The sequence below is a fragment of the Trichocoleus sp. ST-U2 genome, assembly GCF_039961875.1.
Taxonomy (GTDB): Bacteria; Cyanobacteriota; Cyanobacteriia; order Cyanobacteriales; family FACHB-T130; genus FACHB-T130.
On sequence record NZ_JAMPJY010000036.1, the window covers coordinates 49229 to 64729 of the forward strand.

The 15501-nt window shown below is 45.5% G+C and carries 13 protein-coding genes and 2 CRISPR repeat arrays (1 of these 15 running past the window's edge); of the genes, 7 read left to right on the plus strand and 6 right to left on the minus strand.

Going from position 1 to position 15501, the window contains the following annotated elements; genetic code table 11:
• Positions 1-655: direct repeats of the CRISPR family, unit length 37 nt; unit sequence CTTTCTCACTCGTTGAGAAAACGAATTGAATGGAAAC; it begins 3847 nt to the left of the window's first position.
• Positions 656-1541: 886 nt separating this feature from the next.
• Genes NC996_RS20725 through NC996_RS20750 form a run of 6 tightly spaced genes read left to right on the plus strand, consistent with a single transcriptional unit; the run spans position 1542 to position 8921 of the window.
• On the plus strand, positions 1542-3269 hold the full coding sequence (locus NC996_RS20725) for a type III-B CRISPR-associated protein Cas10/Cmr2 (protein WP_190684513.1): 1728 nt from the start codon (positions 1542-1544) through the stop codon (positions 3267-3269).
• A complete protein-coding gene (locus NC996_RS20730) occupies positions 3248-4378 on the plus strand; it encodes a type III-B CRISPR module-associated Cmr3 family protein (RefSeq protein ID WP_190684516.1) in 1131 nt (376 codons plus the stop codon). Before NC996_RS20725 ends, NC996_RS20730 begins: the two co-directional genes overlap by 22 nt.
• A complete protein-coding gene (locus NC996_RS20735) occupies positions 4354-5349 on the plus strand; it encodes an RAMP superfamily CRISPR-associated protein (protein ID WP_190684518.1) in 996 nt (331 codons plus the stop codon). The genes NC996_RS20730 and NC996_RS20735 overlap by 25 nt, the downstream gene beginning before the upstream one ends.
• Positions 5349-5795, plus strand: coding sequence for a hypothetical protein (locus NC996_RS20740; protein ID WP_190684520.1), 447 nt, complete (start codon positions 5349-5351; stop codon positions 5793-5795). Before NC996_RS20735 ends, NC996_RS20740 begins: the two co-directional genes overlap by 1 nt.
• Positions 5779-7467, plus strand: coding sequence for an RAMP superfamily CRISPR-associated protein (locus NC996_RS20745; RefSeq protein WP_190684522.1), 1689 nt, complete (start codon positions 5779-5781; stop codon positions 7465-7467). Before NC996_RS20740 ends, NC996_RS20745 begins: the two co-directional genes overlap by 17 nt.
• On the plus strand, positions 7464-8921 hold the full coding sequence (locus tag NC996_RS20750) for a hypothetical protein (RefSeq protein ID WP_190684524.1): 1458 nt from the start codon (positions 7464-7466) through the stop codon (positions 8919-8921). The genes NC996_RS20745 and NC996_RS20750 overlap by 4 nt, the downstream gene beginning before the upstream one ends.
• A gap of 717 nt (positions 8922-9638) precedes the next feature.
• A CRISPR array of direct repeats spans positions 9639-10675; the repeat unit is 34 nt; unit sequence GTCCCTACTCGCTAGGGAAATTAATTGAATGGAA.
• Positions 10676-11088: 413 nt separating this feature from the next.
• On the opposite strand, the gene dcm is transcribed toward NC996_RS20750, so the two are convergent.
• Genes dcm through NC996_RS20780 form a run of 6 tightly spaced genes read right to left on the minus strand, consistent with a single transcriptional unit; the run spans position 11089 to position 14983 of the window.
• Positions 11089-14100 (minus strand): DNA (cytosine-5-)-methyltransferase, encoded by a 3012-nt coding sequence (gene dcm, locus NC996_RS20755; RefSeq protein WP_190684525.1) that lies wholly within the window; start codon positions 14098-14100, stop codon positions 11089-11091.
• A gap of 45 nt (positions 14101-14145) precedes the next feature.
• Positions 14146-14316 (minus strand): hypothetical protein, encoded by a 171-nt coding sequence (locus NC996_RS20760; RefSeq protein ID WP_190684527.1) that lies wholly within the window; start codon positions 14314-14316, stop codon positions 14146-14148.
• Positions 14310-14513, minus strand: coding sequence for a hypothetical protein (locus NC996_RS20765; protein WP_190684529.1), 204 nt, complete (start codon positions 14511-14513; stop codon positions 14310-14312). Before NC996_RS20765 ends, NC996_RS20760 begins: the two co-directional genes overlap by 7 nt.
• 33 nt (positions 14514-14546) lie before the next feature.
• Entirely contained in the window at positions 14547-14711 is a 165-nt protein-coding gene (locus tag NC996_RS20770) for a hypothetical protein (RefSeq protein ID WP_190684531.1), read from the minus strand.
• Entirely contained in the window at positions 14693-14845 is a 153-nt protein-coding gene (locus NC996_RS20775) for a hypothetical protein (protein WP_190684533.1), read from the minus strand. The genes NC996_RS20770 and NC996_RS20775 overlap by 19 nt, the downstream gene beginning before the upstream one ends.
• Positions 14846-14857: 12 nt before the next feature.
• Positions 14858-14983 carry a hypothetical protein gene (locus NC996_RS20780; RefSeq protein WP_277879734.1) on the minus strand — a complete coding sequence of 42 codons (126 nt, stop codon included), beginning with the start codon at positions 14981-14983 and terminating at the stop codon, positions 14858-14860.
• Positions 14984-15319: 336 nt separating this feature from the next.
• Here NC996_RS20780 and NC996_RS20785 point away from each other — a divergent pair.
• The coding region (locus NC996_RS20785) for a hypothetical protein (RefSeq protein ID WP_242037505.1) at positions 15320-15501 on the plus strand (182 nt) is incomplete at its 3' end.

Consider the following 15501-nt stretch of genomic DNA (forward strand, 5'->3'; position numbering starts at 1 on the left):
TTTATCATTGCCCTTGCAAAGTGTAGCTATCTTTCTCACTCGTTGAGAAAACGAACTGAATGGAAACCAACTATAGATAAAGTTGTGAAATTTTCCATCAAACTTTCTCACTCGTTGAGAAAACGAATTAAATGGAAACGAACGCTGTAGAGAACTGCAACTATAGATAAAGTTGTGGCTTTATCACTCGTTGAGAAAACGAATTGGATAAAAACACCTGCCAATCATCGGTAAGCATTAACTGATTTAGAGCTTTCTCACTCATTGAGAAAACGAATTGAATGGAAACGGAAAAACGATCTTATTTTGGCTTTGCCCCGTTGAACTTTTTCACTCGTTGAGAAAACGAATTGAATGAAAACAAATCAAAGTGCATGGGGTCGAAGCTACCGATCCAACTTTCTCACTCGCTGAGAAAACGAATTGAATGGAAACCCGTTATAAAGCTTGCTCTCAGTCTTGAACCAGTGGCTCTTTCTCACTCGTTGAGAAAACGAATTGAATAGAAAGGTTAGGATTACTCCTTTGGAACTAAAAGCTACTACGCTTTCTCACTCGTTGAGAAAACGAATTGAATGGAAACACGCCAGTTTCCGCAATACCTTCTAGCGCGGTCATATTTCACACACGCTGGGAAAATTAATTGAATGGAAACTATAAATCCTGCCTAATTGGAATGTTCTACAAAGGACTAATTCTTCGCACTTAAAAAGAAGGAGTTAACCGTAACAAGTTAACTAACTATTGACAAAGCTGAGAAGAAAAACTACTGTTGATTTGGGGGACTGGCACCCTCTTAACGCGAGAGGCACAGTCCAGATAACCAAAATCAACAGGCAACAAAAGCCTGTCTAATCGGAGTATTCTATAAAGGGGTGAACCCGGAATGCTCCAAGTCCAAAAATTAAAAAAAGAAATGCAAAACAAATACACATCGCATTTACCGTTAAGTAAATGCGGTGTATATTAATGTATAAAAACTTCTGAAACTAGCAGAAAATATTGCGAGGACTGTGGAAATGATGTGGTTGCAAAGTACCGCTGCAACCAGCAGATCGCAGAAAATTCCAAATCAATTGGCGCAGTACTGCTTAACTCAACAAACCCAAAAAAATCCCCCGATGCTGTCGGGGGATAATCATTCATAGAGGACAGTTTTTCTTAAAGCGGGGCAGTGCTATTCGCTTTTAAGTCAAATGTCAAGCAAAAGCCGATATTTATCCCAGAACCCTGCAAAGTCCCTCAAGTTGAGTATTAATAAGCATTTAAGGCGTAATAAAAATTTTTCTTTCAATAGCTTGAGACTTCTAGCTCCTAGCTAGAATCTCTGGTTATAGTGTTTTTGAGACACAACAGAAGGACATAAATTCGTGTCAGAAGCTTTTTGGCAAACAAAAATCTGGAGATTGTGCTGCACTCCAGTCTTTCAAATTCTAAGCAGATACAACAGATGTGGCGAAAAACCACATCTGATATCTAGGTAAGGCCAAACCTCTCACCTTGAAAAAAACCTATCAGTACGCCGCAAATCCTGCTAACTCATGCCTGAATACACCGCCATCAGCTTTGCCCCCGTGCAGGCGTTTATCGAAAAATCCCGCAAACTTCGAGACTTGTATGGAGCTTCGCTCATCTTATCGTTTCTGAGTTCCAAGCTCGTGCAAAAAGCAGAGTCTCTAGGACTAGAAGTGATTTCACCGGGATTACCGACTATCCAAGAAGGAATGCCTAACCGAATTTTAATTGAAGGGAAATTTGATCGCAATGATGTAAAAAATACGCTCTTGAAAGAGTGGCAAACTATCTTACAAGTATGCCGAGCGTGGGTAGAAAACAACCTGGGTATCCCCAAAAACCAATATTATTGGTCGCAAACTGAAGACCAAATAGGAAAGCAAAAAGGCGAGTGGGAACGATGGGGAAGCTACACCTGGGAAATCTTTTGGGGGTACGGTGAGTCTGTCAAAGGCGCGATGGACGACTTAGAAACTCGCAAGCTGAAACGGGATTGGATTGCAATTAACTGGATGGGGGAAAGTTCAAGTTTAACAGGAACCGATGCGATCGCGTGGCATCAATTAGGGAAAGAGTCCAACCAACCAGGGCGCACTCTGACAAGACCAGAACAAGATGAGCAAGAACTCTTTTATCGACGCTTATCTTGGTTACTCGACAACCCAGATAACCGAGTTGGAAAACCGAGTCTCTCCCTGCAACAGTTGCGAGAGTATGAACAATCTAAACCCAATGAAATTGGCAAATACATTGCCCCCAACGAACGCCTGAGTATTCCCGAATTAGTCAAGCGTTTAATTACCTACGACAAAATCGCCGATGACATCAAGATAGAAAAACTTAAAAAGAACAAGAATGACCCAGAGTTCAAAGATATCAGCCGTGAGGCTGGATACTGGACGGGCTGGTTTATGGGGGATGGTGACAAGGTTGGGGATAAGCTCAAAGAACTTGCCAGCCGCTATGAAAATAATACAAATAAACGGGTTGAAAACTTAAAAAAATTCACCCACTTAATGAGGGATTGGGGAAGAGAGTTTCAGGCAAAGCGAAATTTGTTATCTGAAGGGAAAGGACGGGTGATTTATGCGGGTGGTGATGACTTTTTAGGAGTCCTTTATAGTGAAGAAACCAAAAAGTTAGAAAAGCCTGAGAAAGTAAAACCCATAGAGGCTTTGAACTGGTTATTAACCCTAGAAAACCACTGGAAAGACCTGCAAAACACAATTCAGCAGCAACTCGACCTTAAATTTACCTATAGTGTGGGCTTTGTTTGGGCTGGGCATCAGGTGCCACAACGCGATATTCTACAACACTGCCGAGAAGCGGAAAAACGGGCGAAAAGTTCGGGACGCGATCGCGTCACGATTCGAGTGGTTTTCAATAGCGGTCAATACGTGCAGTGGACTTGTCCTTGGAATTACTTGCATATATTGAAAACTTATCGCGACCGTGATGGTAAAACCTGGGGACAAGACCCTAACTGGACTCATATTTACAACGATTGGGCGCAATTAAAAACACGTCATGCGATTCGATTAAAAGAAACAGAAAAGGATGGGATTTCCGCCCAAGAGCAGATTGCCATTTCCCTATTCAACTTGTATTTCAACGATGCGGGAAAAACCTTCTCCCAGCAACGCCGATGGGGTGACATCGTCGGAGATAGCAATGACATCAATCGAGCAATTGTGAATTGGATTAACGATCTCATTCAAGTGGGGTGGCAGTTATGTCGAAATTCCAATATTTAATTACCGTTAAGCCGTTGGGATTGATGTATGGAAGTGCTGGAGCCTTTCTCTCTCCAGAGAATTTAGTGGGGAAATCGGGTGCTAAATTTCCTCCAGATACGGCTACACTTGCGGGACTTTTTTTCAACGCCAATCGCGAACATCAATTTACTGACCGCACAGAACTGAGAAATTATCTAGTCATCTCTGGCCCGTTTTGGGCAAAACAAGACACGCCCAAACAATTTTTTGTGCCGATTCCTTGGCATAACGTCATTGCTGAAAAAGAGGATGATGAATGGGTTTTTGTGAAAAAGAAATCGAATTCATCAGAAGCGGTTGCGTCAGAATCCAATCAATGGTGTCTGGGGCAGCATCGATGGGAACGTACCAATAAAGAGTTGAAACCTGAGTATAGTTGGCAATCGATTAATAGCTGGAATTTACCCCCCAATGAACTCCGAGAACGGCAAGCGATCGCCAAAGCACCGTGGGATTTTATCTCATTTCTACATCCTAGAATCAAGTCCGAAGAACGTCACGTCGTAGAAAAAGATGGACTGTTCTTAGAAAATGCGGTGCAATTTCACGAAGACTATTGCTTAGTGTATCTCTCTAACTATGAGTTACCCAATGGCTGGTATCGTTTCGGGGGAGAAGGTCATCTGGTAGAAGTTGAAAGTCATCCTCTTTCAGAGAAACACAAAATTAATCAACTCCTGAGCCAAAAGATTCAGCACGCTTTTGCTCTGATTACACCTGGCGTTTGGGGGTCAAACAAATGCTCCTACCGTTACCCTCATCATTCGAGTTTTCCTCGGCAAGGACTAAAAATGCTGACGGATAAAGCCGCCCCTTACCGTTACCGCCTCGGTCATTCTCAGCAAGAGATAGAAACAGTAGATGAGTCCTACGACCCTAGCCGAACTGGACGGCTGAGTCGAGGCCGCTACGCCGTTCCGGCAGGCAGTGTTTACGTTTTCAAACACCCCCTCAATCGAACCTGGTGGGAGTTTCCCGACGAGTGGTTCCCCAAAGAAGGATTTCCCCTCAAGCATTTGGGGTGTGGTTTGTGTTTACCCATTGATATTCAAGGATTACCGTCATGTACCACAGCGCCTACGGAGTAATTGAAACCCTGGCACCCGTTCATGTTGGGGCAACTGCCGGGGAAGAAACGGGCAATCTCAACCTGATTTTTCGCGACCAGTTTACCCAAACGGGCATGATTCCCGGTAGCTCAATTCGGGGACGCTTTCGGGCAGATATGCGACCTCAACGGCAACAATGGCTGGAGTCGCGGCTTGAAGCGTTAGGTGTTAGTGTTCCTACACCTGATGTGCAAGAGATTGAAATACAGACGAATGGTACAAAAAAGACGATTTCTCGGTTGAAGTGGCTAGAGAAGCAGGCAGACGAGAAAAAAGTCAAGGTTTCTAACGACATTGATGACAATTACTGGTACGGGCATGAATCAGTGGATGGTCATCCTGATGGCGGCACCACCGAAGCGCTGGTTAAGTTTGAATATGCGTCCCTGGTTTGGTTGCCTGTATTTTGCCCCGGTCAACCCGTCGTTTTTGTCACCTGTCCTTTGTTGCTCAAGCGATACAAACGGATTGCCAAAATTGATGCGGATGTCCCCGCCCCTTACACCGCAGCGACAGGTTTAGAAGGTCGGCAGATGGAAGGACGAGGTAAAATTCTCTTTTTCAATTTAGGGTTCATTGAACTGGAACATGAAGAGGATTTATCGGACTGGATTCCGCCTAGAGCAGATTTAGATAAAAACAAGCTGGTGGTGGTGGGTGATAACGATATTGCCATGCTGCATGATATGGCGCTGTATCGTCAAAGCCGCGTCAAGCTGCTCGATGAAATGAAGAAGGTGGATACCGAGCGCGGTGCTTTCTTCAATACTGAAGCCTTGCCAGAGGGAAGCGTTTTAGTGTTTCCCATTGCTTTGAAACGAAAGGGCTGGAAACCGTTTGGCGAACAGGAGAATTCATCAAACGTTTACTCTTCAGAGTTGTATTTCGGTGGTTTGGAGTCAATTGGTTTTGGTCGTTGTTGTGTTTCGTTAGCAGGAGAGTATCAGTAATGGGTTGGAAATCTTACGAACTCGATCGCGCTGCTCAAAAGTTGGTACTGGATGCACGAGAGCGCGATCCAAAATCTCTCAATCAGTCCCACAAAATGCGAATGGCAGTGGCTTATGGGTTAGAGCGCTTTTGGGGTGAGCATTTGCGCCTTAAAGGTAAGAAAGTAGAAGATGAAAATAAGTCAAAGTTTTGGAAGGCAACATGGGATGCTCTAGCAAAAGTAATGGACGAGGCAGGGGTCACGATTCCAAACGATCCTATACATCCCAATAGTAAGGGTGAACTCCCAACGGGAGATATCCAGGCGATGTCTGCAAAGCTGTGGCAATTGCCGATCCAAGACCAACGAGTGGCACTTGCAGTTTTAACCCAACTGTGTGACTGCATTGTCTGGTGGACGCAACGGTACAAAACCGGGAGGCTAGCTGATGAAATCGATTCCTGATGCCTATAAAAAAGTGCCGATGATGTTTCGGGCACAAGTAGATGGGCGCTGCCAGATTCAGCGGTTAGTCAAAGGAAAGGAATCTGATGCGGTTCGCTGGGCAGATGAATGGATAGCACGGGTGGAAACGGCACAGTCGCTACCATCACAACAGGTGCAAACCCAGGATTGTGCGATTGCTTGGCGTTTACTGACTAATAGTGGGACAGATGACGGTGTGATTCGCCCAGTGATTGGAGCGCGAGGGTTGCCCTACCTTCCTGGCAGCAGTATGAAGGGAATGTTCCGTCGTGCCTGTACCTCAGAGCAAGCCGAACGCTACTGCGGCAAACCTTTGCCAAATAACGACTGGCAACCAGGTCTCCTGCGCTTTCATGGCGGTTATCCGATAGATAGCAGTTGGACGCAAAATCTCGTAGATATTGTCCATCCCCAACAGAATTGGCAAGTGAAAGACGATGAGAAAGAAGGAGGGGCATTCGTTCAGATATCCCTGTTCAAGCCTACCCTGCGTTTTGGTATTTCCAGTACGGAAGAACTCTCACCCAATGAATGGCAGACGATTTGGGAGATTTGGCATCGCGCTCTAGCTGGGGGAATTGGGTCGAGAGTTTGTGCAGGTTATGGACAGATACACGATAGTAGTGCACCAGTTTTGTACAAGGTTCGTCTAAAGGGTCAGGGACAAGCTCCAAAGCTAGTGACTCAAGTGGGTGAATTTCGTCCCAATATGTTTCGAGCGGCGTTGCGTGCCCATGCACTGCGGCTCTTTGGTGGCTTGACCAATCAATTACAAGCAGAGCGCTTGGTGACCACCCTATTCGGAGGCATCCAAGGGCGTCAGGGAACCGTAGGATTGCTGGGAATGGGTTTCCAGGAGTCCGATCTAAAACTTGACAGTTTTGGCACAGGTTCCTATGCTCAGCCCTGCTATGACGTAGAAGGGGAGTTAATCTGGTATCTGGCACAAAAGCTCAACGATCCAACCCATGAACCAGCGCTCAAGAAGTTGGTGGCAAGCCTAATGCAGTTTGCAATGGTGTTTGGAGGCTTCGGAAAATCCTGGCGACGGGCAGATCATCGCTTATTTTTTGAGGAGTACTACGACGATGAGTTTAAAGCGCTGATTGGTTGCCATTGGCTTTGGTTGGGCGATTTAGCATTACGTCGTAATGTGAAAGTATGGCGGTTAGAGCAAGTCAGTGACTTTATTGACCAAGTGCAGAATGCCGCGCAGGAATGGATGAGATTGCAAGGGGTCGCACCACAGCCGATGCTATGGGCGCAAACTTGGCGAGAAGCGTGGCATCCAGAAAATGTGCAAGTGTGGGGTCGGGAAGCATCAGATGCAGAAAGCAGCGAGGCAATTCGTTGGTTTCATGGCGCTTATCGCGAAGCAATTCGTGGTGTACAGTCAGAGGGTTCGATTTACAAAACAGCGTTTGCTGGCAGGGTGAGTCAGGTCGGGCGGCTATGGCATCGGATGTATCCCGTTGTGCGCCTACTCAAGAATCCAGAAGATATACGTAAACCACTTGTCAAAAGCACGTTCAGCTATCTGGAGCTGCTAACGATTTTCCCGGATGATTCACCAGAATCACAGAAGTTTTTGAAATTTTTAAACACGAAACCCTACGGATTTGAGCAGCTTTGGGGAGACAAGAATCAATGAATATTTGGATTGTCACGATTGGTAGTAGTGATGTGCAACTTGATAGCGACAATAAGTGTCGTAAAAAAAACCGTACTGAAAAACAAAGAAGTGATAAGATTTGGCATTACTGGTATGACGATGAGGTTCAAGCCGATTGCCATAACATAGCCTTTGAACCCAAGCAATCCTACAAAGACAAAGATGAACCGTACCGGATTGAAACAAGGGTTTTGGGTATGGTTTATGAGGCAAGTACTCCAGAGGTTCAGAAGGAGATTTTGTCCTATTTGACCTTTCCCCTATTGGATAACTTTGTCGGGCAGTTAAAGGAGACTCCTCTTGATGCGATCACAGTTCTGTTAACCGACCAATCTGAGATTTTCCACAGTAACGCCGAAAGGCGGAAGCCGAAATGTCCTTACTGGCAAGACACTTGCACGCTGAAGCAGATTTTAAAGCAGTACTTTCAAGACAAAGAAAAATTTCCTAATGCAAAATGTGTCTGGATTCCCCTATTTCCAGCCTTTGGCGAAAAGGGACTCGATGACTGGAACTATGTCCTCGACTTAGTTCGTACCAATCTACGCCATCAGCTTGATAGCGAACAAATCGAGGTAGATGCCAATGATAAAGTTTATGTCAGCCATCAAGCCGGTACTCCAGCTATTTCATCGGCTATACAGTTTGTAAGCTTGGCACAATTTAGAACAAATGTAGAGTTCCTAGTTAGTAATGAATATGATCAACAGACAGATACAATTTTTCGTTCTACTTATTTGGGAGCGATTCAGCTTCAGGAAGCCAAAGCACTTCTAGATCGCCATGACTATTCAGGTGTTCGGGATATTTTGGGGCTGACAATGGCAACTCCAAGTAATCCTGACGAGAAACGTATTAAATATTTGTTAGATGCAGGCGAACAGTGGAATTTTGCTGAATTTCATAAATTCAAGAATATTTTGGTGAAGCGTAAGTTGCTATCCGTGAGTGTATTTCCTTGGTATCAGTCAGGCTATGAATCTGCTTATTTGGCTTGGGTTCGATTAGAACAAGGTAGTCCTGTCGATGCGATGTTTCACAGCTTTCGTGCGTTGGAAGGATTGGCGACTCTTTATGCAAAAAGAAATGGGAGAGATGGTCTATATGGTAGAAGAGTTTTTGATTATCTAAAGGAACAAAAATCAGAAGAATGGGATGAACATCCATATATCAAACAACTGATTTGTTCTGAAGTTAGAGACCAAGCAACTAGAAATGATCTTTTAGATAAGAGAAACAATTTGTTTCATCAGCTAGAAGGTTTCAAAAAAGAAGACCTCTATGAGGCTTGGAAGGCGACAGCGCAACTAGATTGGAAAGATAGGGTCTTGCACTGTCTAAATTTTATTTCTGAACAAGCTTTTCCTCCACCATTAGAAGAAGCCAGCCTCATGTTCAAAGTACACGAGGAATTGAAAAACGCGATCGCGTAGGAAGGCATACTAATCTTGGCGGTAAGTCAACCAACTAACCATTGAAAACCGCACTAGAAAAGCGTCCAATGAAGCGATCGTTCCTCGCTGCAAACCAATGATCAAGAAATCAGTTCCCGCTTCTCACCCCTATACCGATCAGTTTGCCTTTGAACGGTTGATGCTTCTCGTGACAACGTTGGTTCGTTATCCTGGCGTTGGGTGTTCTGGGAAAGAGATAACCGCTGACTCTGATCAAGCATTGGGCTACTCAGCCAACCTCAATGCCGCCACTGTCGTCAACATATTCGCAAAGGTCCTAAGGACAACGCTACAGGGCAGCTTGCTTATGTTGATTACACAGTAAAGCTGCCGCGACGCTCATTTGATGAGTTTAGCCGATGGGTCTATCGGTATATGTACTTCGCTAAGGTACTCGCTCCCCAAGAGTTAGTCGAGAAGCACAAAGCCGCTGCTTTAAATCTGCAACAGCTTTACGAATAAAATTTTGCCTTTTCAACACCACAAGTACTCAGTTCAGTAATTATTGAGCTGCTGTGCGAGGGATTCTAGGAATGGCTAGATGCTCCAACTTTGCGTTAGATCCCTCGATTAGTTACCTAGCAAGGTTTTCAAGCTTGGGAAGCGATGGAAAATCAGAAGCTTTTGCATCCAAAACAAGATCGCTCGCCAGCGCTCATTGGACAATATGCAGTGTAAGAGTTTCAATAGGGAGGGGTCCCTACTCGCTAGGGAAATTAATTGAATGGAAACTAGAGCATTTCTGATTCGTCGTTGAGATCGCACCAGTCCCTACTCGCTAGGGAAATTAATTGAATGGAAACCCTTGATATTCTCCGTCATATCCAACGACTCGATTAGGCAGGTTTGAAGTCCCTACTCGCTAGGGAAATTAATTGAATGGAAACAAATACTGTTTAACTTCGTTGTCTAGATTTGACATAATTCTCTAGTCCCTACTCGCTAGGGAAATTAATTGAATGGAAACCGCCCAAGCTGCTTGAGGGCACAAGCCAACATGATAGCAACGAGTGTCGTCCCTACTCGCTAGGGAAATTAATTGAATGGAAACTTGTTGTAACGCTTGATCAATTCTGTCATTTGAGAATTAAACGTCCCTACTCGCTAGGGAAATTAATTGAATGGAAGCTAATGCAACCCAAGCTTCACTAACACAGTTGTCAGTCCCTACTCGCTAGGGAAATTAATTGAATGGAAACCACACAGGACGCGCCCAGCGAATCCATTCCTCATTGTCCCTACTCGCTAGGGAAATTAATTGAATGGAAACTCTAATAGCTCCCTTTTTACATACATTTTCAAAAGATTGCTTACAGTCCCTACTCGCTAGGGAAATTAATTGAATGGAAACATTCATGATCAAATCCTCTACATAGATAAGGGTAATGTATAGTCCCTACTCGCTAGGGAAATTAATTGAATGGGAACGGTAGACTTCTGCCGTCGTAAGGGACTTCTTTTAAGTCTTCCGCGTCCCTACTCGCTAGGGAAATTAATTGAATGGAAACAGGATTGTGGAGTGCATAATGCATAGTCTGCTAGGGGTTATTTGTCCCTACTCGCTAGGGAAATTAATTGAATGAAAACTTGTCTGATTAATCTTATTAATCTTATTAATCTGAAGTCCCTACTCGCTAGGGAAATTAATTGAATGGAAACAGCATAAAATCAATTTGCCCTTGAGTAACAAGCTTCAAGTCCCTACTTGCTAGGGATATTAACTGAGTGAAAATATCTAAGCTGGGGCGATCGGCCACAACGACCTCCCCCTCCGCGTGATGTTCCAATCCTTTTGTAGTGTGCTATAAATCCCGCAGGATCAGATAGCGAGCGCTGTCTCGACTTCCGGTACTCCTGACGGGTAAAGCTAGAGTTAGGCGCTCCGAATTCTAGATAGTGATCGCTGGAAAGATGGACCAAACGAGTGAAAACGGCTTTGTACTACTGGAGCCAAACATCGAAGTTTTTAAGAAGAACGGTAATAACTCGTTTTCGCAGAAACCTGGAATCTTGTAATACAAATCAATTCCGTTGACCTGAATTACTGATACAGTTAGCTCTCCTAGCATCCTTGCTGAGCATTACTACCTTTGTAGGACATAGAGTTCGACTTTGATAAAAGCAGCTCTTGAGGATTCTCCACTGTTTAACTTGAGGCAGATAGCCTTGCTGGTGGAACATTCCGCCGTCCTGTAGACAATTGCTCTTGGGTTGAAACAGCAGTGAGAAACTCGCTTGAACCACCCATTGTTGTTAATGGCTCTCCATTGTAAATCGGCACGTTGGCTATCCTGACAGTAACCATATCTTGATTACTTTGAACGTACCAATGGCAGACTGGAGATTGGATATATTTGAGTGAATCATCCGCTATCACTCCCGCTTCAACTAAGCCGTCATCAATGTACTTAGTCGCAGCGGCAATGTTGTTATTGTCGCGAGCTAAATTCTTGACTCGCCATACATACTCCAGCCAAATTTTTCCTTGAAACTGATACGCTCCTTTACAGTAAGAGGCAATTAGTTCTGTCCACTGCCGCTTTTCTTTAGCCGAAGCTTGCCAACCGCCTGTACCTTTGCGAATCATCTCGTTGAGTGTTGGAGGTAGAGGAACCTCAAACGTCTCAATTCGATATTCCTGAGGAGAGCTAACAGGTATTGAGTGTTCATGTAGGGGAGTAACATCAGGTACTGACGGGTTTAACGAGGGAACGGGGAACGCTTCGCTCCTCACCGTCTCCCGTTCCCCATTCCCTGTCCCCTTCTGGGTTGATTGTTGTCCTTGCTGATATTTCAACTCAATTCGGTTGAAATATTCCTGTTCAGTTGGAGTCAAACTTACGCAACGCTCTAGCGACTGTAAAATGTTTCGGTCGAACGGGTCTAGACCTACGATTTGGTACAACGCTTCTATGCGCGAGTTGATTTCGAGAAGGGACGGCACTTCTGATAAGGGGAGAGGAGTCAAATCGGCATGGGGAAAGCTGCGTAGTTCCATCTCCATCGTCTCAACATTTCGCTTCCACACCTTACACCGCTTCTCATCCACCGATTCTATACGGGCAGGGCGCTGATGCCAGTCAGAAAGTTTTGGTGCGTAAATCTCTACAAGACCTCCTGGCTTTAGGGTGAGATGATGTGAAAGCAAGTTGGACAAGTCATGCTCGCCTTGTGGAGGAAAAAGGAGCGATCGCTCTTTTAACCGTTGCCGATTCTTTAGCAACGACTGGGCTTGCTTGCTCGTGCGAACCTCTCCACTCGCAATTAATTCTAAAATTGGGCCGCTCTCGTTAACGGGTTTTTGAGTCAGTTTGTAAGCCCCGTCTATACTCTGGTGATTCAAAACAGTTCGCAATGCTTTAGCACGAGCAAGATGTCCGCTCGAAACGGCTTTATCAATTTCCTCAACCACAATAGCTGCTTTGGAGTAGGTTTTCCCCGAACCCAACCCCACTCGTTGTGCCACACGATCGCGAGATTGCCCAAACTGTTCGCAACTTCCAGGAAAATTTTCCTGGATGTCTCGACGGGTTCCCTGTCGAAGTTTTGCACTTTCTTGCTCGATTTCCTTCCATAAAGCGCCTTCCCGCACTTTCTGCTCAATTGTTTTTTCCCTGGTAGCATTCCCCAGCAGCAGCGCTTCTAGCTCGGCGAGAGCGTCCTTGAATTCTTCAACAATCACGGGAATGCTCAACCACCCTAACTCAAGGGCTGCTTTCCAGCGCCGATGACCGCTAATAATCGTGAAATTAGGAGTAATTATTAGCGGCGTGAGCCGGTTGGAGTTGCCAATCAATTCCACCAAGTCCGAAACACTTTCATCCTCGCCATAGACAGAAGCGTTGCGTGGGTGGGGTTTGAGGAGTTTGGGGTCTAGTTGATGTTCACCCGGAGCAAGCTTTTGAATGGGCGAGATGTCTGCGATCGCGCTTACCGCAGTGCCAAAGACAATCGCCGGGGTTAAAGTGGCTGTCTCCATTGCTGTTGCACCCTCTATTTGTACCAAACATTGATAAATGGCTTTCCCCACCGCCAGCGCCAACAGGGGTGGCACAGCATTCCCAACTTGTCTCATACCCCGCCAAATCGTCCAGTGAAAACGGAACCAATCCGGGAAAGAGGACAAGCGAGCGGCCTCACGGACTGTGAGTACTCTGGCATAGGTGGGGTGAATCGGACGGGCCGCGGTGTGCCGTCCCTTGTCGCTTCCCGTTCCGGCTCTCAAAGTTCGGGAAACTCCGTCCCACTTAAGGCGATAGAAACGGCTTTCTGGCTCTGTTGTTCCCGGTGCGGTAGCCTCGAATCGTTGAACCACTAATGGTGTGTGACGGGTGAAGCAACAGCCTGTGAACAGATGAGGATTAGTTGTGGGCGGTGAAGGGAATACCTGTTCGAGCTTGAGTATATACTCGGAAGGTTGGGCTTCCAGAGTTGGTTGCTTGTCGTCTAGTTGCAATTCATCAGTATCGAAGAGTTGGGGAAACGCTTCTTCTGATAGAAATATTAAGTCTCCAATCGCGTCCCTAACGGTAACGAATTGAGATACTTTTGCTGGTAATAAGGGACAAACTTGGTGGAGAATCCCTCCAACAAAGACCCGTTTTCGACTTTGAGGGACTCCGTATTCTTCAGCATTGAGTGTCCACCTCCAGGTGTTATACCCTGCCTGTTGTAGCTGTTCCAGGAAAGGTTCAATTAAACGGGCGTATTTGGGCAGCAGCAAGTCGGGGACGTTTTCCAGAACAAAAGCAACGGGTTGAAGTTCTTCGACCAGGCGACAGAAATGGGCAATTAGTTGATTGCGGGGGTCATTCACATCCCGTTTGCCAATTCTGGATAAACCCTGACAGGGAGGACCACCAAAGACCAAAGCGATTTTTCCATCCCACTCTAACCCTTGTTGGCAATGGGACAGCTCCAGGAAACGGCGAATCTCCAGTCCCGTCAGCTCTTGCACATCAGCACAGTGGGTGGACGTTTTGGGAAAGTTTTGAGAGTAGGTAGCGAGGGTCTGTTCGTCCGAATCAATCGCTAACGCAACATCTATCCCAGATGCTTTCACGCCGAGGGAGAACCCTCCTACTCCCGCAAATAGCTCCACAGCAAGGAGGGCATTTGGTGGAGCTTTTTGGTGAGTGGTGATGACCCTTTCTGTCATGGTTTAACCTAGTGGCAGGAGAGAAGTAGGGTGTAGCGTTCCAATTTAGGACACCCAAGGCTTCAACTCTGTGTTGTAAATTTGGCGCAAGTTCCAGCCAGTTGTCCCGTACTCGAAAGAGCCGCTTTCAATGCCAGCTCGAATCAAATATCTATTGCCTTCCTTCATGAGCTGACGGCGAGTGTTGATGTTTTTTGCGATCGCTTCAATCAGCACATTGACATCTCCAAATGTGACTTTTCGGGCAACGAGCTTTCACCGAAACCAAACACAGAAGAGATGATCGTGCCGTTGCCGAGGTCAATGAAAATGTTCTGTGTTTTTGGTTGAATGGTGCTAAATGCTAGTGCCGAAACCACAGCTCCCGCACCTTCTTCCAACACAGCACTGACTGATAACTCAATCCAGCTCACGCTCTTACCGTTGACCCAGATACTATGCTGTCCTCAGAGAGATTCTTTGAGTTCTGTCCCAAAGGCTTGAGCATCTTGGATGCTTGCTACGACCGAGATGATTCCACCAAGCGCGATGCGGCAACGTACCCAGCGCACTCCAGAACAACTGCAAGCCGTATTTAACTTTTCCAGCCCGGTTATCCACCGTCCGTGCATAGCCTGAGATTGTTTTGATAGGTGGGATGGCCTGTTAACCAACGCTGACCGATGAGGTCGGAGCGATCGCTTGCCAAATACTCAATCAAACTATCTTCAGACGACTCTGGAATATCGTAAATCTGACTGTGCAAGGCCTAGAAATATTACGGGATAAGGATTTCAGCATTATCAATTACTAATTTGATGCTGCCGTTGCCGCTGTCGTATCCCCTTGCCAGAACTGGGGGAGAAGAGGCGGAATGCGGCGCAAGTTGGGGAGCTGTCTGCATAGGTTCCTCACTTGTTTTGATTGTTGAAAGCTTTACTGCATCTAAGTTTAAGAAGTAAATACACTCAAGACAACCACATGCCAACTATAAGCATCTTTTGACTGCTCTCAGTAACTTTTAGTGTTCTACTACATAAATTAGCATAGAATACGGATAACAACATAATTAATGTACAAAATGCTTTTGAGATGCCAGGAAGATATGATTGATGGCGAATAGGCCTAATTTGAGCTTTTAGTGAGCTTTTATTGTTTTAATACATAAATTAGCACAGAAAGTAGATAACAGCATAATTGATGTATAAAATCTTTTCAAAACACAGAGAGGATATGATTGATGGCAAATCTGTCTGATTTGAGCGACGATCTAATGACCAAGCAACGAACAACAGTTACATTGAGCGAGGAAGTCCATCAAATCCTTTCCGAATGGGCGGAAGAGGAGGAGCGCAGCCTTGCGAATTTGTTGAGTTATCTGGCATCTAAGGCAGCGAGGGAACGCCAGCAAGAAAAAAAAAC